This is a genomic window from Pseudomonas sp. ASL3, from assembly GCF_056680425.1.
In genome coordinates this window covers 6,538,386-6,555,614 of the sequence record NZ_CM155281.1, presented here as the reverse complement: position 1 = coordinate 6,555,614, position 17,229 = coordinate 6,538,386, and the positions used below count along the sequence as shown (strand labels likewise).

Genomic DNA, 17,229 nt, shown 5'->3' with positions numbered 1-17,229 from the left:
TAATGTGGAAGGAGACTCCCACCTGTTACAGCGAGAGCCTTGGTGATGAAGGGCCGCAGCCCTCAGTCAGCTTTGTTCAGCAGTTGTAGCGTGTGCACCTACCCGCTTGCTCAGCATGCCCAACCCGGCCTGGATATCCTGAGCGGCAAGCGGGCTCGACTGATTCAGCCCTTCAATGGCTTTACCCACAGACAACGACTTCACAAACGCGTCAAAGACCGTATTGTCACCACCGCCGACAAATTGAATATTGGCTTTGCTCATTGCAGCTGAAAGCACCTCGGCCTGCTCCTTGGCAATGTTTTCGTTGGCGGCGATGCCAGCAAGTGTGATGTCGAACTGGTTCTGCAGCGCGAGTCGGAACTCTTCATGATCGCGCGCTTCGCCTGTCAGCTTTTTCATAGCCTCGAACTTCTCGGTAAGGCCGGCAGCTTCCGCTTCGAAACGCTTCTGCAGTACCTGAGCTTCGGCTGTACCTACATCGTGGATGGTGACCGCCTTCGCTTCTCCAATGGCTTTATCGCCTGCGGCTTGTGACAGCAGTCGCTCGCGCAGAACAGTTGCTTCGGCTAAACCTTCCTTTTCGACCGCCGCAGCGAGTTGCACACGGACTTCGGCTTCTGCAAGGCCCGGCGCAGCCGTTTCGGCGCGAATACCTTCAGCACGTTTCACGGCGGCTCGAGACTGGCGTTCAGCCTTGCTCAGATCGGCTTCAGCGAGTGTCACGAGTTCCTGAGCCTTGAACTCCGACACGGTGTTGTCGGCCTCGGCCTGCTTGACCAGACAAACAAGATCACGCTCAGCCTCAGCTTGTGCTGCGGTAACAACGACGATTTTTTTGCGGTCAGCCTCGGCGGTGACACGCAGGGTGGTGATCGCTTCTTCCTCTTGCGCCACAGTCTTCTCGACACTGACCCGCTCGCGGGTGACATTGGCGATCTCACCTCGTTTCTCTTCGAGCTGACGCTGACTTTCGATTTTATTCAGCGAAACCTCCCGCTCGCGTTCAACCTGGGCCAGCGCCTGCGCCCTGATCACCGTTTCTCTTTCAATGACGACTGCTCGCTCACTGTTTTGATCGGCGACATCGACGTCTCGCTGACGGTTAACTTCTGCGATCTCGATTTTCTGGGCCGTCACTATTCGAGCTTCTTCAGCTCGAAGATGCTCCTCGGACTGCACCTTCAATGTTTCGGCCTTCTCACGCGCAATCACAGAAGCAATTTCACGTTTCTGCCGGGCCTCTGCATCGGCCTGTTGCCGCTGCAACGCGAGGCTCGCCTCCGTCGACTCGACATTTTTTTTCTGGATTCTCAGTTCCTGATCACGCTCAAGCTCGTTGGTGATGACGTTATGCGCCGATGTCAGTTCAGTAATTTTGCGGATGCCTTCAGCGTCCAGGATGTTGTCTCGGTCCAATTCGACCTTAGGCGTCTGCTCCAGGTAGTCAATGGCAACGTCTTCCAGAACATAACCAGAAAGATCCTGGCCAATGACGTTCACGATTTCATCACGGAAGCGAACGCGGTCTTCAAACAACTCAACAAAATCGAATTGTTTGCCCACGGTCTTCAAGGCTTCAGAGAACTTCGCATTGAACAGTTCGTTGACCGCTGATTTATCCGATGCGCGCTCGACGCCGATGGCCTTGGCCACCTTGAGAACATCCTCTTGCGTTTCATTGACTCGCAGGAAGAACGCAACGGTGATGTCTGCCCGCATGTTGTCTTTACAGATCAGGCCACCTTTGCCTTTGCGTTCGATTTCCAGCGTGATGACGCTGATTTTCATTTTTTCTTTGAAATACAGATAAGGCAGCACCATGGCGCCGGTGAAGTACACCTTAGGCGTGCTGGACAGGTCGTTGACAATCAAGGCCGTGCCCTGGGGAACCTTGACATAGAAAGCCTTGATCAGCCCGATGATTCCGAATATCGAAAGAACTGCAACACCAAAAATGATCGCGAAGGGAATTATCACGTCCAGCATGTTCACTTACTCCGTTATGGGCTCAGCCCTTGAATTCTGACTCGCTAATGACCTGATAAACGCGCTCCTCAGCGATGTACTGAAGGAGCACCACCCGATCGCCACGCTTAAACCCCCTCGGTTCATCGGTACGCACTTGAAGGATCAACCCTGCTCCGCCGTCATGGAGCATGGCTTCACCTCTGAGCCCTGTGACCATCAAGCTTCTGACCACCGCAACCTGCCCTAACATCGATTGACGAGAAGTGCCTTCGAGCTTGCGCAAAAAGGGTCTGAGAGGGCGCATGACGACAGACGTCACCGGAACTGCGGCCATGAACGCAACGATGGCCAGAACCGCCCCCACCGGGTAATAAAGGAGGTCCAGCGACAGACGACTGAACAACAGCAGTTGCATGAAGTAGCTGAAGAACCACCCGATAAGGACCAGCAGCGTTAAAACGACACTCATGGGCATACCGGCCAATCCCACTTTGAGCAGCAAGCCGGCAATCCCTTCCGGATGCACTCCGTCAGCATCCGGGGTGGAATCTAATTCAAGGTCCAGAGCATCGAAATCGACCAGGCCGAAGCAGGCCAGGGCCCAGTAGAAAATGACAATGCAGAGCAAGAAGCTGAACACCACCACCGGAAATGAAAAGACCAGATCAAGGAAGTGATACATGCCGCTGGCCTCCCTTTAAGGCAAAAGATGGATGACTTTTTTCGTTGATCAGATCAGCACTACGAATGTCGAGAATCGTGGCCGCTCTTGGCTCTGATTCGATCCAGAACAGAGTGAGCACTGGCATCGCCTGGAATGATGTTGGCGTCGCGAAGCTTCTGCTCCAAGGCCGCTCCGCTGAATTGGGCGAACAGTTGTTCCTGCGCATCGAAACGAGCAGCGGTTTCTTGCTGTCGCATGCGCACCGCGTCCAGGGAGTCTGCCGCGGCCTGCAGACGGGCGGAGGAATCACGACTGGATTGAGAAAGTGCAGCCTGAGTTTTTTGGACGACATCGGTGGTTCTGGCCATATCCACTTGTTGCTTCAGTGCCTTGATCCGGGTCTCGCTCTTCTCTAGCGTTGCACGTAGATTTTTGACACTACTCGCGTAATCGTCCGCCTGGCTGATCTCCTCCACCAGGGAAAGCTCTAACTTTCCTATTTCTGCGGCGACCTCCAGAGCAAGGCTTTCCTTCCCTGCCATCAGCGCTTTTTCGGCACTGACGGTCAGCTCCGCGATTCTGATTCGCTTCTGGGTAACGCCTTTTGCCGCGAGGATACTTTTTGCCATGAGGTCGGCAAGACTGGATTTGCTTAGGCGCATTTGCGTATCGGCGTCACGGATTTCCTGGTCCAGTATGCGCAATGCCTGATTGCTCACAATGGCCTCTCCGACTTCGCTGGCTCCCCCGCGCAAAGCGGTCACGATTTTTGCCCAGATACTGCTCATGCCAACTCCCGACCCGAAAGGGTCTGATGTGTAAAGGGACGAAGTTTTTAAGCGAGGCTTAAAGGACGGCAAAAAGTGCCACATGCTAGCCAAATAAAATGCAGGCTAACTGCACCAGCTTTCGTAGGACTATTCACTTAAATTTGAAAGACATGTTTTACAAACTCAATAGTTGCCTCGAAACTCAAAGCCCTCCTGATACATCAGGTCTTTATATGTGCCGCTTTCATGCCACTATTTGCTCACCTGAAACTTCCACCTGTTCTTGCCAGCCAACAGCTGTAATATTTGGTCGCATAGCCCTTGGGCAACCCATGAGCCGTGGGATTAAAGTGCCCGCTTGATTCAACCTGTCTTTCCAAGGAAGTGGAATATGCTGCGTCGCCGCATGCTGATCATGTTGGGTGTTGTGCTGGTCGTGGTGCTGAGCCTGACGGGCTATAAAGCCTTTTCCGTCTACCGCCAGATCCAAGTGTTTTCTTTGCCCAAACCGCCCATCAGTGTTGGCGTGGCGACGGCCAGCGAACGGCCGTGGCAGAGCCTGCTGCCTGCCATTGGCAGCCTCAAGGCGTTGCAAGGGGTCAACCTGAGTCTGGAGATCGCCGGTACGGTCAAGGCCGTGCAGTTCGAGTCCGGGCAGAAGGTTACTGTCGGCCAACCGCTGCTGCAGTTGGACAGCGATGTGGAAAAGGCCCTGCTGGGCACCGCTGAAGCCGATCTCGGACTGGCCAGGATCGAACATGGTCGTGGCAGCCAGTTGGTCGGTAGCCAGGCCATTTCCAAAGGTGACTTCGACCGCCTTGCCGCGCAACTGAAAAAAGCCAGTGCCACTGTCGCGCAACTGAACGCCTCGTTGGCGAAGAAACGCATCCTCGCGCCCTTCACTGGCACCATCGGCATTCGTCAGGTCGACGTTGGCGATTACCTCCCCAGCGGAACGATGATTGCCACCCTGCAGGATTTAAGCAGCCTGTACGTCGACTTCTATGTGCCCGAGCAAGCCGTGCCGAAATTGGCCATCGGCCAGGTGGTACGGGTGAATGTCGCGGCCTACCCGGCGCAAACCTTCGAGGCCAGGATCAGCGCGATCAACCCGAAAGTCGACGATGCCACGCGCAACGTATTGGTCCGCGCCACGCTGCCCAACCCTGACAGCAAACTGCTGCCGGGGATGTTCGCCAACCTGCAGGTGTTGTTGCCGGGCGCCAGTATCCGTGTGGTGGTCCCGGAAAGCGCGATCACCTACACCCTTTACGGCAACGCGGTGTATGTCGTTGTGCCGAAGAAAACCGCTGACGGCCAGCCCGAAAAAGACGCCAAGGGCGAGCCGCAATGGGCCGTGGAGCGACGCTTCATCGAGACCGGGGAGCGCCGCGATGGCCTGACGGTGATCACCAAAGGGCTGCAAGCAGGCGAACAAGTGGTCAGCGCCGGCCAGCTCAAATTGAACAGCGGCGCCCATGTTGCGATCAGCGCCGACAAGACACTGCAAGCCGAACAGAGCAGCCAGCCGAACGCTGACTGATCAAGGAATTCTTCATGGCTTTTACCGATCCGTTCATCCGCCGTCCGGTGCTGGCAAGTGTGATCAGCCTGCTGATTGTGCTCCTGGGTTTTCAGGCGTTCAGCAAGCTGACCATTCGCCAATACCCGCATATGGAAAATGCCCTGATCACCGTGACCACGGCCTACCCCGGCGCCAATGCCGAGACCATTCAAGGCTACATCACCCAGCCGCTGCAACAGAGTCTGGCCAGCGCCGAAGGCATCGATTACATGACCTCGTTCAGCCGCCAGAACTTTTCGGTGGTGTCGATCTATGCACGCATCGGCGCGGACAGCGACCGACTGTTCACCGAGCTGTTGGCCAAAACCAACGCGGTCAAAAACCAGCTCCCGCAAGACGCTAAAGACCCGGTGCTGACCAAGCAAGCCGCCGACGCGTCAGCCTTGATGTACATCAGTTTCTACAGCAGCGAATTGAGCAACCCACAGATCACTGATTACCTGTCGCGGGTGATTCAGCCCAAGCTTGCAACCCTCCCGGGCATGGCCGAAGCAGAGATTCTCGGTAATCAAGTATTCGCCATGCGCTTGTGGCTAGACCCGGTGCGGCTCGCCGGTTTCGGCCTGACGGCCAGTGATGTCACCAACGCCGTGCGCCGCTACAACTTCCTCTCTGCGGCTGGCGAAGTGAAAGGCGAGTACGTGGTTACCAGCATCAATGCCGCCACCGAGTTGAAATCCGCCGAAGCCTTTGCCGCGATCCCGCTGAAAATCTCGGGCGACAGTCGTGTCCTGCTGGGCGATGTGGCCCGGGTGGAAATGGGTGCGGAAAACTACAACATTGTCAGCTCTTTCGACGGCACGCCGTCGGTGTATATCGGCATCAAAGGCACACCCAGCTCCAACCCGCTGGATGTGATCAAGGAGGTGCGCAAGATCTTGCCGGAACTGGAAAGCCAGTTACCGCCGAACCTGAAAGTTTCTGTCGCTTATGACGCCACGCTGTTTATTCAGGCATCGATTCATGGCGTGGTAAAAACCCTGATCGAAGCGGTGTTGATCGTGATCGTCGTGGTATTCCTGTTCCTCGGCGCCCTGCGTTCGGTGCTGATCCCGGTCATCACCATTCCGCTGTCGATGATCGGCGTGCTGTTCTTCATGCAACTGATGGGCTACTCGATCAACCTGCTGACCCTGCTGGCGATGGTGTTGGCAATCGGTCTGGTGGTGGACGACGCGATTGTCGTGGTGGAGAACATCCATCGCCACATCGAGGAGGGCAAAACACCGTTCAACGCGGCCATTGAAGGCGCCCGGGAAATCGCCATGCCGGTGGTGTCGATGACCATCACCCTGGCAGCCGTTTATGCGCCCATCGGCTTTCTCGAAGGCCTGACCGGCGCGTTGTTCAAGGAGTTCGCCCTGACGCTGGCGGGCGCAGTGGTCATTTCAGGAATCGTCGCGCTGACCTTGTCGCCGATGATGTGCGCCCTGCTCCTGCGTCACGACGAAAACCCCAGCGGTCTGTCACACAAGCTCGATCAGATCTTCGGCCACCTCAAAGCTCGCTACCAACGCATTCTGCACGGGACGTTGAATACCCGACCGGTAGTGCTGGTGTTTACCTTGATCGTGTTGTGCCTGATCCCGGTACTGCTCAAGTTCACCAAATCGGAACTGGCGCCCAATGAAGACCAGGGCGTCATTTTCATGATGGCCACTGCGCCACAGCCAACCAACCTCGACTACCTGAACACCTACACCGATGAGTTCATCGCGATCTTCAAGGCGTTTCCCGAATACTACTCGTCGTTCCAGATCAATGGTTTCAGCGGCGTGCAGTCCGGCATCGGCGGTTTCCTGCTCAAACCGTGGAACGAGCGCGACCGCACGCAAATGCAGATTCTGCCTGAGGTGCAGGCCAAGCTGGCGAAGATTGCCGGCTTGCAAGTGTTCGGCTTCAACCTGCCGTCACTGCCGGGTACGGGTGAAGGCTTGCCCTTTCAGTTTGTGATTAATACGCCCAGCGACTACGAGTCGCTGCTGCAAGTCGCCGAGCGGGTGAAGAAACGCGCTGTCGAGTCTGGCAAGTTCGCCTTTCTCGATATCGATCTGGCCTTCGACAAGCCCGAAGTGGTGGTCGATATCGATCGGGCCAAGGCCGCGCAGATGGGCGTGTCCATGCAGGACCTGGGGGGCACGCTGGCAACCTTGCTCAGTGAGGCAGAGATCAACCGCTTCACCATCGAAGGCCGCAGTTACAAGGTCATTGCGCAGGTCGAGCGGGCGTATCGGGACAACCCTGAGTGGCTGAACAATTACTACGTGAAGAACAACAAGGGCGAACTGTTGCCGCTGTCGACGCTGATCAAGGTCAGTGACCGGGCCAAGCCCCGCCAGTTGAATCAGTTTCAGCAGCTCAATTCGGTGATTATCCAGGGCTCCCCGATTGTCAGCATGGGCGAGGCCATCGAGACCATTCACCAGATCGCCACCGAAGAGGCGCCGCTCGGCTTCGCGTTCGACTACGCGGGTGGCGCGCGGCAGTTCGTGCACGAAGGCAACGCCTTGTGGGTAACCTTCGGGCTGGCGCTGGCGATTATTTTTCTGGTGCTGGCGGCGCAGTTCGAAAGCTTTCGCGACCCCTTGGTGATTCTGATGACGGTGCCGCTGTCGATCTGCGGGGCGCTGATCCCGCTGTTCCTCGGCCTGTCGAGCATGAACATCTACACCCAGGTGGGGCTGGTGACGTTGATCGGCCTGATCAGCAAGCACGGCATCCTGATCGTCGAGTTCGCCAACCAGTTGCGCCGATCCAAGGGCCTGAGCGCCCGAGATGCGGTGGAGGAAGCTGCCGCGATTCGTCTGCGCCCGGTGTTGATGACCACTGCCGCCATGGTTTTTGGCATGGTGCCGTTGATACTGGCTACCGGTGCCGGTGCGGTTAGCCGTTTCGATATTGGTACTGTGATCGCAACAGGCATGTCAGTTGGCACACTGTTCACGCTGTTCGTGCTGCCCTGCATCTATACCTTACTGGCGGCGCCGGACAAGAAAAAAGCCCCGTAAACGGGGCCTTTCAGGTACTGAGAACTTTTAATTGTCCTGCCTCTTTCCTTGAGTCAGGCCAAACATCAACAACAATAAATCATGATCTGGCTTCATCGACTCCTCGGCTTTGGCCACACGCGGCAACGGGCAATGACCCTCGCCAGCCTGTACGCTCAATATCCGTGGGCCAGGTTGCTCCCATACAGTCAGGGCCAAGGATGCTACGCCTAGAGCCCCCACTAGAAACAAACCTCTGGCTATTTCGAGTTTCATCACCGTAAGCCTATGATAGCGCTGCCGAACGCTGTCTCATAAAATTAGACCAGTTTCTGCCCATCTGCCGCGCTGAACGACGAGTGGCGGCGCAGTTCTCTGATGTATTTGGGTGACGTATTGGGGTGTCGTATTTAGGTGAAGAGTCCAGCTCTAAATCAATGTGGCGCCACTTTCAAATCAACGTAAAAACGACAACCGTTGGGGTCCATGTTGCTGAGGCTGACGCTCCATCCCTGGTTTTCACAAATCCGCTGAACCAGCGAAAGCCCCAGACCCAACCCTTCACCGCGCTGCTCGTTGCCACGCACGAACGGCTGGAACATGGCTTCGCGTTTTTCCTCAGGAATACCGACGCCGCTGTCCTCAACCACGAAGCCGTCGGCTTCGAGCCTCAGGCGGATGAATCCGTGGTCGGTGTAATGCAGGGCATTGCGCAGCAAGTTACCCATGACTGCATGCAGGAAGGTCGTGTTGTAGCACGTTTCAGAGGGCGTTCCGGGCTCGAAAACCAGCGTCAGCCCCTTACTCTCGATGGGCTCACGCCACAGAGCGATCAATTGCTCAGCCACGGTGCCGAGGGAGATCTTCGATGCCATACCGGCATCTTCACCCTGAGTACGCGCCAACATGAGGAAGGTCTGCACTAAATCACGCATCTCTTCGCAGGCACGGGCAATACGCTCGACCTGAGCGCGAGCGCGTTGATCGAGGGCAGGGTTTTCCAGCAGCAACTCACAGGAACTGGCGAGCACCATCAACGGCGTACGCAGTTCATGGCTGACGTCGCTGGTGAACAGTCGCTCACGGGTCAGGGCCTGACGCAAACGTCCCAGCGTCGCATCGAACGCCACCGCCAGCTCCCCCACTTCATCGGCTGCATAGTCCGGAGCCAAGGGCGGAGCCAGCCCCAACAGTTGGTCACGATGCCGAACCTGTCTGGCCAGCCTTACCACTGGCGCCATCACTCGTCGTGCCAATATCCAGCCCAGGAATACCGCCAGTGCCAGCGCCAGGACGAACCCCACCAGCACCACGGCGAACAACACCCGTTCGCGCTCTTCGAAATCGCTCTGATCCTGCAACAGCACATATCGACGACCGTCAACGATTTCCACAGCGGCGTGATAGGAAAGGCTCTCGCGAAAGACTTCGTGAAACCCTGCTTCCAAATGCCGTAAATCTTTGGGCAACGCAAAGTCACCACGGCCATTGCTGAAATAAAACAACTGATCCGGCTCGGGACGATGGTTCCAGTCATTCACGCTGTCCATCAGCAACAAGCGGGTCAGGTCGCCACCCAGGCCTGAGGAAATCAGTTTTTCTTCGACCAGGTGAACCGTCGCCACGATCCCCAGAGCAAACGACCCAGCGACCAACGCGCTCATCAGCGCAAAAGCGATGATGATCCGCTGGGCAAGGCTCTGCTTAAACTCCATCACGGCCCTCGGCCAAGCGGTAACCAACACCGTGTACCGTTTGCAGCAGTGGCTTGGCGAATGGCTTGTCGATCACCTGACGCAGTTGATGCACATGGCTTCGCAAGCTGTCGCTGTCCGGGCAATCGTCGCCCCACAAGGCCTCTTCGAGAATTTCCCGACGCAGCACATGTGGACTTTTTTGCATCAGCACCGCCAGCAGTTTGAGACCTACCGGGTTGAGCTTGAGCAAGCGCCCATCTCGGGTCACTTCCAGGGTATCGAGGTCGTAAATCAGATCAGCGACCTGCAAGGTACGCCGGCCGCCGCCCTGGGCACGGCGCAACACCGCTTCGATACGCGCGGCGAGTTCGGACAACGCGAAGGGTTTGAGCAGGTAATCATCGGCGCCAGAGCGGAAACCTTGCAGTCGATCATCCAATTGATCGCGGGCGGTCAGCATGATCACCGGCGTATCACGACGCGCATCCTCGCGCAGGCGCTTGCACAGGGTATAGCCGTCAATGCCAGGTAGCATGATGTCGAGCACGATCAGATCGTAATGCTCGGTGGCCGCCAGATGGAGACCGGAGAGACCATCCTGCGCGCAGTCGACGGTATAGCCCTTCAGCCCCAGGTAGTCAGCCAGGTTTGCCAGGATGTCGCGGTTGTCTTCAACCAGCAGAATTCGCATGGGCACTCTCTCCGTATACTGTTATGGCCTTTGAAGCTGGCGCAGCTTAAGGGGAAGTGACGCCCCCGACCAGATCTAACGGTCAGCTTGAGCCACTCAAAAAAGGGACATGGTCGCAGGTTCGAACTCACTTAACGATTTTTTCACAGTGGACTCACGCTCGGGGCACAGTGTTGCCGCCAGACTTTGCCCATTGCGACAGGGAGTCGACGCCAGATCGATCTGGCGCCTACGCTGCTCGGCTTATTGAATCAGAATTACCAATCGACCTTCTTCGGACGTAACCTGTTACAAGACAATAACAATGCTCCAGACCAAAAGGTCTGGAGTTTTTATCTACGCGCTCAGGATCTGTCATGCCCACCCCTTCTGCCCGCCCCTACTCTCGCCCGCTCAATCTTTGGGTGTGCCTGGGTATTCCCTTGATTACAGCGGTCGTTCTGATTCTTCTGGAACTGACCTCCCTGGATATGGATATTGCCAAACTCGCCTATGACCCGGTAGCGGGGGACTTTATCGGTCGGCACAGTGATTTCCTTGAAGACGTTCTTCACAATCGCGCCAAGCATGTGGTGATTGCGTTCAGTCTTTTGGCCCTCGCTGCCTTTGCCGGCGCTTTCTTTGTGCAACGTCTGAAACCGTTTCGTCGTGAATTGGGTTGCCTGGTGCTGTCCATGGCGCTCTCCACCGGTTTCGTGACGCCGATGAAGGTCGTCACCTCAGTGCAGTGCCCGTGGAGCGTGACTGAGTTCGGCGGCAAGGAAACCTACAGCGAGCTGCTGAGCCCGCGTCCTGCCACCGATAAACCCGGGCGTTGCTGGCCGGGTGGTCATGCCGCAACCGGCTTTACCCTGTTCGCACTGTTCTTCGTATTGCGTGATCGCCGCCCTCGCATGGCTCGAGCCGCACTGGTATTCGCCTTCAGCCTGGGCATAATTTTCTCGATTGGCCGGATGCTACAAGGCGCGCACTTCTTCTCCCACAACATATGGACAGCCGTGTTCTGCTGGCTGATTTCCATGGGGGCGTATTACGCCGTGCTGTACCGGCGTGAACCGAAGGACGCAGTGGATGAGCCTCTGAAGGCTGATCGGACGGCTGGCTGACTCTGTAGAGACTGGCTTCCTGATCGCTCCTTCCGGGCGCCGAACCTTCCGCGTGGGAACGCAGCCCGTGACGCTCCGCGTCACATTCGCAGCCTGCTTGATACGCCCCTTTCATCGCGAGCAAACCCAAAGCATAAAAAACCCCGCACAAGGCGGGGTTTTTTGGGTGTAGCTATTGGGAGGGTAAAGCTGGCTTACATCATGCCGCCCATACCACCCATGCCGCCCATGTCCGGCATACCGCCACCAGCGGCCTTGTCGTCAGCCACTTCAGCGATCATCGCTTCGGTGGTGATCATCAGGCTGGCGATGGAGGACGCCGCTTGCAATGCAGAGCGAGTCACTTTAGCCGGGTCCAGGATACCCATTTCGATCATGTCGCCGTATTCGCCAGTAGCAGCGTTGTAACCGAAGTTACCCGAACCCTGCTTGACCTTGTCGACAACTACGCTTGGCTCGTCGCCGGAGTTGGAAACGATCTGACGCAGTGGAGCTTCTACAGCGCGACGCAGCAGAGCGATACCGACGTCCTGATCAGCGTTGTCGCCTTTCAGGCCAGCGATTGCTTGCAGGGAGCGAACCAGTGCCACGCCACCGCCAGGTACCACGCCTTCTTCAACGGCTGCACGGGTTGCGTGCAGGGCGTCTTCAACGCGGGCTTTCTTCTCTTTCATTTCAACTTCGGAACCGGCGCCGACTTTGATCACTGCAACGCCGCCGGACAGCTTGGCCAGACGCTCTTGCAGTTTTTCTTTGTCGTAGTCCGAAGTGGTGTCAGCGACCTGGGTGCGGATCTGAGTGATACGCGCGTCAATGTCGGCACGAACGCCAGCACCGTCGATGATGGTGGTGTTTTCTTTGTTCAGCACAACGCGCTTGGCATTACCCAGGTGTTCCAGGGTAGCGGTTTCCAGGCTCAGGCCGATTTCTTCGGAAATTACGGTACCGCCAGTCAGGACAGCGATGTCCTGCAGCATGGCTTTGCGACGGTCGCCGAAGCCTGGGGCTTTGACGGCAGCAACTTTCACGATGCCGCGCATGTTGTTCACAACCAGAGTCGCCAGGGCTTCGCCTTCAACGTCTTCGGCAACGATCAACAGCGGACGGCCAGCTTTGGCCACTGCTTCCAGAACTGGCAGCATTTCGCGGATGTTGGAGATTTTTTTGTCGACCAGCAGGATCAGCGGGCTGTCCAGCTCGGCAACCATGGTCTCTGGCTTGTTGATGAAGTACGGGGACAGGTAGCCACGGTCGAACTGCATGCCTTCAACAACCGACAGTTCGTTTTCCAGGCCGGTGCCTTCTTCAACGGTGATAACGCCGTCTTTGGTCACTTTTTCCATAGCTTCGGCAATGATGTCGCCGATGGAGCTATCGGAGTTGGCGGAGATAGTACCCACCTGGGCGATGGCCTTGGTGTCGGTGCAAGGCTTGGACAGCAGCTTCAGCTGAGCAACGATAGCGATGGTCGCCTTGTCGATGCCGCGCTTCAGGTCCATTGGGTTCATGCCGGCAGCGACGGCTTTCAGGCCTTCGTTGACAATCGACTGAGCCAGAACGGTAGCAGTGGTGGTGCCGTCGCCAGCGTCATCGTTTGCACGGGAGGCAACGTCTTTGACCAACTGCGCGCCCATGTTCTCGAAGCGATCTTTCAGCTCGATTTCTTTGGCAACGGAAACGCCGTCTTTGGTGATCAGCGGAGCACCAAAGCTTTTTTCGATGATGACGTTACGGCCTTTAGGCCCGAGGGTCGCTTTAACTGCGTCAGCCAGGACGTTCACACCGGTGAGCATTTTCTTGCGAGCGGAGTCGCCGAACTTAACTTCTTTTGCAGCCATGATCGTTATTCCTTAAATACTTTGTAGTAACGGAAATTCGCGGGAAATACTCAGGCTTCGACGACTGCGAGAATTTCGTTCTCGCTCATCACCAGCAGGTCTTCGCCGTCTACTTTCACAGTGTTGCTGCCGGAGTACGGGCCGAACACCACTTTGTCACCCACTTTCACAGCCAGCGCACGCACTTCACCGTTGTCCAGCACGCGGCCGGTACCTACAGCGAGGATCTCGCCACGGTTAGGCTTTTCAGCAGCCGAACCCGGCAAAACGATACCGCCAGCGGTTTTCGATTCTTCTTCGCTGCGACGGATTACGACGCGGTCATGCAGAGGACGAAGCTTCATTGTCGAATTCTCCTAATTGTGGTTTTAAACGTCCGGTGACGACACCGGTGGGTTAGAACATCCGGCGTTGCCGGTTGCGGTTCGACGAGCGAACCGCAGAATACGGTCTGGCGAATCCACCAGAAACCTTGCGGTGACCCATACATAAGGGCGAGCAAGGTGATTACAAGGCTTGGAGCGTAATTTTTTTGCTAAAGGTTACTGCTTTTTATAGCGAACACGGCACCCGAAGGTGCCGTGCAGGTTGCGGCGTGCAGGATAGCGAGGTTACTTGTCGCGATGCTCGAATTCACCCTCGATCACGTTAGGCTGACGGTTGCCAGGGGATGCGGCTCCGGGACGGCCAGGACCACCATCCCCTTGCAGGTCATCGGCAAACGCACGCTGACGGATCGCTTGCTCTTCAGCGCGTCTGCGCAGCTTGTTCACCAATACTCGACGGGTGACTGGCAACAGGCAGATCAAGCCCAGCACGTCGCTGATGAAACCCGGCAGCAGGAGCAACCCACCACCCACGGCAACCATCAGCCCTTCCAGCATCTGCTGGGCCGGCAGTTCGCCACGGGCCAGACTTTCACGGGCACGCAGCGCCGTGGCGAAACCTGCGACTCGGATCAAAAATACGCCGAGCATGGAACTGGCGACCACCAGCAAGAAGGTCGGCAAAAAACCAATGGCCATGCCGACCTTGATCAGAACGAACAGCTCAAGCACCGGAAAAAGCAAAAAGAGCAACAGGAAAGCGCGCATCAAATGAGTTCCTTAACGGAAGAAGACTTCCAATAAACCCTATGTGACGTCGCGAAATCGTGAATTCAAGCTTCCTGGGCCTCATCGACCGGCCATTTTACGGCGTGAGCCAGCTGAACCAAGGCTTCGCGAACTTGTGTCGGGGTATTACAGGGCTGTGCAAAGGGCAACCAGTATACGCCCTGACCGATGCGCAGATGCATGCCTTCACCGTCGATCCCCACCATCTGCGCGGGCTGCGTCTGTGGCAGGCCGGACAGCTCCACGTAGTGAGCGATGGCTTTGGTGTGGTCGTCATTCATGTGCTTGACCATGCTCGCTTCGGCCGCGCCGGCAAACGGGTTTGCCAGAGCTACATCGTCAAGCCAGTGAATCGCGCCAAAACCGCCGATAAAGCGATAACGCACCGGGACCAGCACCCAGAAGTCGAAATCGTGAGCACTGTGATAGCTCTGCGATTCAGGGAAATAACGGTAGTAACGCTCGGCAGCCGCTTCGATGGCAGCGGCGTCGGCCAATTTCTCGGCCTCGGCCAACAGCGTCACACGGCCCACCGCCTGCACGTCTTCAGCACCGCGCTCACCCACCAGCAGCGAACATTTGGGGTCGCGCTGCAGGTTATGAGTGTGCTGGGCGATACGACTGATCAAAATCAGCGGCCTGCCCTGATCATCCAGGCAATAAGGCACGACCGAACCGAACGGGAAGCCAGGCATCGATTTGGAGTGTGTGGACAAAACGCCACGGTATTCCTTGAGCAACAGTTCTCGGGCATGCTTTGCGGCTTTCACGCTCATCTTGTGACTCCTTAGGAAAAAATCGTCGAAAACTGACGGATGCTCGACAATACTGTGTAGCACCACCAACTGTTTAGTGGGCCACGCACATGCAATTGAAAGACAAGATAATCATTATCACTGGCGGCTGCCAAGGTTTGGGCCGCTCCATGGCCGAATACCTCGCGGCCAAAGGCGCAAAGTTGGCGTTGGTCGATTTGAATCAGGAAAAGCTCGATGAGGCGGTCGCGGTCTGCAAAGCCCTCAACGTGGAAGCCCGTGCCTACCTGTGCAACGTCGCCAACGAGGACCAAGTAACCCACATGGTCGCTCAGGTAGCCGATGACTTCGGCGCGATTCACGGCCTGATCAACAACGCAGGGATTCTTCGCGACGGCCTGCTGCTCAAGGTCAAGGACGGAGAGATGACCAAGATGTCCCTCGCGCAGTGGCAGGCGGTGATCGACGTCAACCTGACCGGCGTGTTCCTCTGCACCCGCGAAGTGGCGGCGAAGATGGTCGAGTTGAAGAACCAGGGCGCGATTATCAACATCTCTTCGATTTCCCGCGCGGGGAATGTCGGACAGACCAACTACTCGGCGGCCAAAGCCGGTGTCGCTGCAGCGACCGTGACCTGGGCCAAGGAACTGGCGCGCTATGGCATCCGCGTAGCCGGCATCGCTCCAGGCTTCATCGAAACCGAAATGACCCTCGGCATGAAACCTGAGGCACTGGAAAAAATGACCTCTGGCATCCCGCTCAAGCGCATGGGCAAGCCTGAAGAGATCGCCCATTCGGCGGCTTATATTCTGGAGAACGACTACTTCAGCGGTCGGATTCTGGAGCTGGACGGCGGACTGCGGATTTAGGCCTTAATCGCGTCGAACCCTTCGCAGCGGGACGCTGCGAAGCGATTTCAGACACTTACCAAGCCACGCCAAAACCTGCGGTATAGCGGGTCTTGTTGAGATCACCTTCGGAGGCGCCGCTGATGATGTTCTTTTCAGCTTTCACGTTCAGTGAAGCCCAGTCGGTGACCTTGTAGCGCAGACCCACTTCGGAATCCAGGCTGAAATCTGCGGCACCGCTGAGCGGTTTACCCACTTCGCCATTTGTGAAGAACTCTACTTTCTTGCCGATCAGGTAGCGGTTGTAATCCCATTTGATCGCCGCAGAGTAGAAGTTGGTTGACCGGCCATCGGAGTAGTCGTAGTCAGTACGGTTGATCAATGAGCCCAGCGAGAACGCGCCCAATTCGTCATCCCAGAACTGGTAACCCGGACCGGTACCGACCACGCGCTGACGGGACAGGTCTTCGACCAGGTCGCGCTTGTAGGTCAAGCGACCCTGCCAGAACCATTGTTCAGTCAGAAAGCGGTCAATGGAGTACTCGGCACTCCAGTTATTCGTATTGACGACGTTATTCTGAATCTGGCGGTCGTACTCGCCTTTGGCGTTATGCCGCCAATAACCATGGCGCGCCGAGGTTTTGAAGGCGATGTTGTAATCATCGGTATTGTTTGCCGCACGCTGAAAATCCAGCGCGGCATCGATGCTGCCTTTCCAGATCAGATCCGTGATCACCGGTTTGGGCTTCATGATCTGCTGAATACTGGCTAACTCGACAGTCTTGGGTGCTTCGCCATTGGCCAAGGTCACCTTGCCGTCCTCGGCTGGCTGCAACGACTTGGCGATTTCGCCCTTGTACTTGTCCTGTTTGATCAGAAGCTTCTGGTCACTTTCCAGAGTTTTGATCTGCTTCCAGTCCAGCGGAATCGCTCCACCGTATTCGGTCTCTAATAACAGTTTGCCACCATCGAAAACTGTAATCTTTCCGGTTAAGCGATCACCGTTCTTCAACCAGACGGTGTCGGCAAGTAAAGGCATGGAGACAGCGGTGATAGCGATGCACAGCAAGATTCTAGACAGCATAAGCGACAACAAGACTCAAATTCGCGGGGAAAATCGGGCATCATCCCCCTGGACTCAACTAGCAATCAAAGACCGTAAGGAAAGGCTGTAGTTCCGCATAACCTGTTTTCAACGCCTT

Annotated in this window: 15 protein-coding genes; 4 read left to right on the top strand and 11 right to left on the bottom strand. The window is 56.5% G+C overall.

From position 1 onward, the window contains the following. Positions 1 to 66 precede the first annotated feature (66 nt). Genes AC1MEE_RS30115 through AC1MEE_RS30105 form a run of 3 tightly spaced genes read right to left on the bottom strand, consistent with a single transcriptional unit; the run spans position 67 to position 3,423 of the window. Positions 67 to 1,989: a flotillin family protein gene (locus AC1MEE_RS30115; protein ID WP_480413052.1), complete on the bottom strand. Its 1,923-nt coding sequence runs from the start codon at positions 1,987 to 1,989 to the stop codon at positions 67 to 69. Positions 1,990 to 2,011: 22 nt separating this feature from the next. Beyond that, positions 2,012 to 2,653, bottom strand: coding sequence for a hypothetical protein (locus AC1MEE_RS30110; protein WP_480413051.1), 642 nt, complete (start codon positions 2,651 to 2,653; stop codon positions 2,012 to 2,014). Positions 2,654 to 2,712: 59 nt separating this feature from the next. Further along, positions 2,713 to 3,423, bottom strand: a complete 711-nt coding sequence (locus AC1MEE_RS30105; protein ID WP_480413050.1) for a PspA/IM30 family protein — start codon at positions 3,421 to 3,423, stop codon at positions 2,713 to 2,715. Positions 3,424 to 3,796: 373 nt separating this feature from the next. On the opposite strand from AC1MEE_RS30105, the gene AC1MEE_RS30100 reads away from it, so the two are divergent. Beyond that, the gene (locus AC1MEE_RS30100; RefSeq protein WP_480413049.1) at positions 3,797 to 4,948 is read left to right on the top strand and encodes an efflux RND transporter periplasmic adaptor subunit; all 1,152 of its coding nucleotides are present in this window, start codon (positions 3,797 to 3,799) and stop codon (positions 4,946 to 4,948) included. 14 nt (positions 4,949 to 4,962) lie between these two features. Beyond that, complete coding sequence (locus AC1MEE_RS30095) at positions 4,963 to 7,998, top strand: multidrug efflux RND transporter permease subunit (protein ID WP_480413048.1); 3,036 nt, start codon at positions 4,963 to 4,965, stop codon at positions 7,996 to 7,998. 27 nt (positions 7,999 to 8,025) lie between these two features. Here AC1MEE_RS30095 and AC1MEE_RS30090 read toward each other — a convergent pair whose 3' ends face one another. The 3 genes from AC1MEE_RS30090 to colR all read right to left on the bottom strand — a co-directional run bounded on the left by AC1MEE_RS30090 (position 8,026) and on the right by colR (position 10,365). Continuing rightward, a complete protein-coding gene (locus AC1MEE_RS30090) occupies positions 8,026 to 8,253 on the bottom strand; it encodes a hypothetical protein (RefSeq protein WP_480413047.1) in 228 nt (75 codons plus the stop codon). A 158-nt stretch (positions 8,254 to 8,411) separates the two neighbouring features. Then, a complete protein-coding gene (locus AC1MEE_RS30085) occupies positions 8,412 to 9,692 on the bottom strand; it encodes a sensor histidine kinase (RefSeq protein ID WP_480413046.1) in 1,281 nt (426 codons plus the stop codon). Continuing rightward, positions 9,682 to 10,365 carry a two-component system response regulator ColR gene (colR, locus tag AC1MEE_RS30080; protein WP_480413045.1) on the bottom strand — a complete coding sequence of 228 codons (684 nt, stop codon included), beginning with the start codon at positions 10,363 to 10,365 and terminating at the stop codon, positions 9,682 to 9,684. The genes AC1MEE_RS30085 and colR overlap by 11 nt, the downstream gene beginning before the upstream one ends. A 356-nt stretch (positions 10,366 to 10,721) precedes the next feature. Here colR and AC1MEE_RS30075 point away from each other — a divergent pair, with 356 nt between their 5' ends. Beyond that, a complete protein-coding gene (locus tag AC1MEE_RS30075; protein WP_480413044.1) occupies positions 10,722 to 11,471 on the top strand; it encodes a phosphatase PAP2 family protein in 750 nt (249 codons plus the stop codon). A 194-nt stretch (positions 11,472 to 11,665) separates the two neighbouring features. Here AC1MEE_RS30075 and groL read toward each other — a convergent pair whose 3' ends face one another. From groL to AC1MEE_RS30055, 4 genes are all read right to left on the bottom strand, one after another. Beyond that, on the bottom strand, positions 11,666 to 13,309 hold the full coding sequence (groL, locus tag AC1MEE_RS30070) for a chaperonin GroEL (protein ID WP_480413043.1): 1,644 nt from the start codon (positions 13,307 to 13,309) through the stop codon (positions 11,666 to 11,668). Positions 13,310 to 13,359: 50 nt separating this feature from the next. Next, complete coding sequence (locus tag AC1MEE_RS30065) at positions 13,360 to 13,653, bottom strand: co-chaperone GroES (protein WP_020292988.1); 294 nt, start codon at positions 13,651 to 13,653, stop codon at positions 13,360 to 13,362. 267 nt (positions 13,654 to 13,920) lie between these two features. Continuing rightward, entirely contained in the window at positions 13,921 to 14,403 is a 483-nt protein-coding gene (locus AC1MEE_RS30060; protein WP_480413042.1) for an FxsA family protein, read from the bottom strand. Positions 14,404 to 14,468: 65 nt separating this feature from the next. Continuing rightward, a complete protein-coding gene (locus AC1MEE_RS30055; RefSeq protein ID WP_480413041.1) occupies positions 14,469 to 15,200 on the bottom strand; it encodes a HugZ family pyridoxamine 5'-phosphate oxidase in 732 nt (243 codons plus the stop codon). 89 nt (positions 15,201 to 15,289) lie between these two features. On the opposite strand from AC1MEE_RS30055, the gene AC1MEE_RS30050 reads away from it, so the two are divergent. Next, the gene (locus tag AC1MEE_RS30050; protein WP_480413040.1) at positions 15,290 to 16,048 is read left to right on the top strand and encodes an SDR family oxidoreductase; all 759 of its coding nucleotides are present in this window, start codon (positions 15,290 to 15,292) and stop codon (positions 16,046 to 16,048) included. A 55-nt stretch (positions 16,049 to 16,103) separates the two neighbouring features. On the opposite strand, the gene AC1MEE_RS30045 is transcribed toward AC1MEE_RS30050, so the two are convergent. Next, positions 16,104 to 17,111, bottom strand: coding sequence for a DUF481 domain-containing protein (locus AC1MEE_RS30045; RefSeq protein ID WP_480413039.1), 1,008 nt, complete (start codon positions 17,109 to 17,111; stop codon positions 16,104 to 16,106). Positions 17,112 to 17,229: the final 118 nt, after the last annotated feature.

Bases quoted from the DNA above. Each gene is read 5' to 3' on its own strand.
- AC1MEE_RS30095 (WP_480413048.1), top strand. From the start codon at position 4,963: ATGGCTTTTACCGATCCGTTCATCCGCCGTCCGGTGCTGGCAAGTGTG.
- colR (WP_480413045.1), bottom strand. From the start codon at position 10,365: ATGCGAATTCTGCTGGTTGAAGACAACCGCGACATCCTGGCAAACCTG.
- AC1MEE_RS30100 (WP_480413049.1), top strand. From the start codon at position 3,797: ATGCTGCGTCGCCGCATGCTGATCATGTTGGGTGTTGTGCTGGTCGTG.
- AC1MEE_RS30090 (WP_480413047.1), bottom strand. From the start codon at position 8,253: ATGAAACTCGAAATAGCCAGAGGTTTGTTTCTAGTGGGGGCTCTAGGC.
- groL (WP_480413043.1), bottom strand. From the start codon at position 13,309: ATGGCTGCAAAAGAAGTTAAGTTCGGCGACTCCGCTCGCAAGAAAATG.
- AC1MEE_RS30050 (WP_480413040.1), top strand. From the start codon at position 15,290: ATGCAATTGAAAGACAAGATAATCATTATCACTGGCGGCTGCCAAGGT.
- AC1MEE_RS30115 (WP_480413052.1), bottom strand. From the start codon at position 1,989: ATGCTGGACGTGATAATTCCCTTCGCGATCATTTTTGGTGTTGCAGTT.
- AC1MEE_RS30045 (WP_480413039.1), bottom strand. From the start codon at position 17,111: ATGCTGTCTAGAATCTTGCTGTGCATCGCTATCACCGCTGTCTCCATG.
- AC1MEE_RS30055 (WP_480413041.1), bottom strand. From the start codon at position 15,200: ATGAGCGTGAAAGCCGCAAAGCATGCCCGAGAACTGTTGCTCAAGGAA.
- AC1MEE_RS30110 (WP_480413051.1), bottom strand. From the start codon at position 2,653: ATGTATCACTTCCTTGATCTGGTCTTTTCATTTCCGGTGGTGGTGTTC.
- AC1MEE_RS30060 (WP_480413042.1), bottom strand. From the start codon at position 14,403: ATGCGCGCTTTCCTGTTGCTCTTTTTGCTTTTTCCGGTGCTTGAGCTG.
- AC1MEE_RS30105 (WP_480413050.1), bottom strand. From the start codon at position 3,423: ATGAGCAGTATCTGGGCAAAAATCGTGACCGCTTTGCGCGGGGGAGCC.
- AC1MEE_RS30075 (WP_480413044.1), top strand. From the start codon at position 10,722: ATGCCCACCCCTTCTGCCCGCCCCTACTCTCGCCCGCTCAATCTTTGG.
- AC1MEE_RS30065 (WP_020292988.1), bottom strand. From the start codon at position 13,653: ATGAAGCTTCGTCCTCTGCATGACCGCGTCGTAATCCGTCGCAGCGAA.
- AC1MEE_RS30085 (WP_480413046.1), bottom strand. From the start codon at position 9,692: ATGGAGTTTAAGCAGAGCCTTGCCCAGCGGATCATCATCGCTTTTGCG.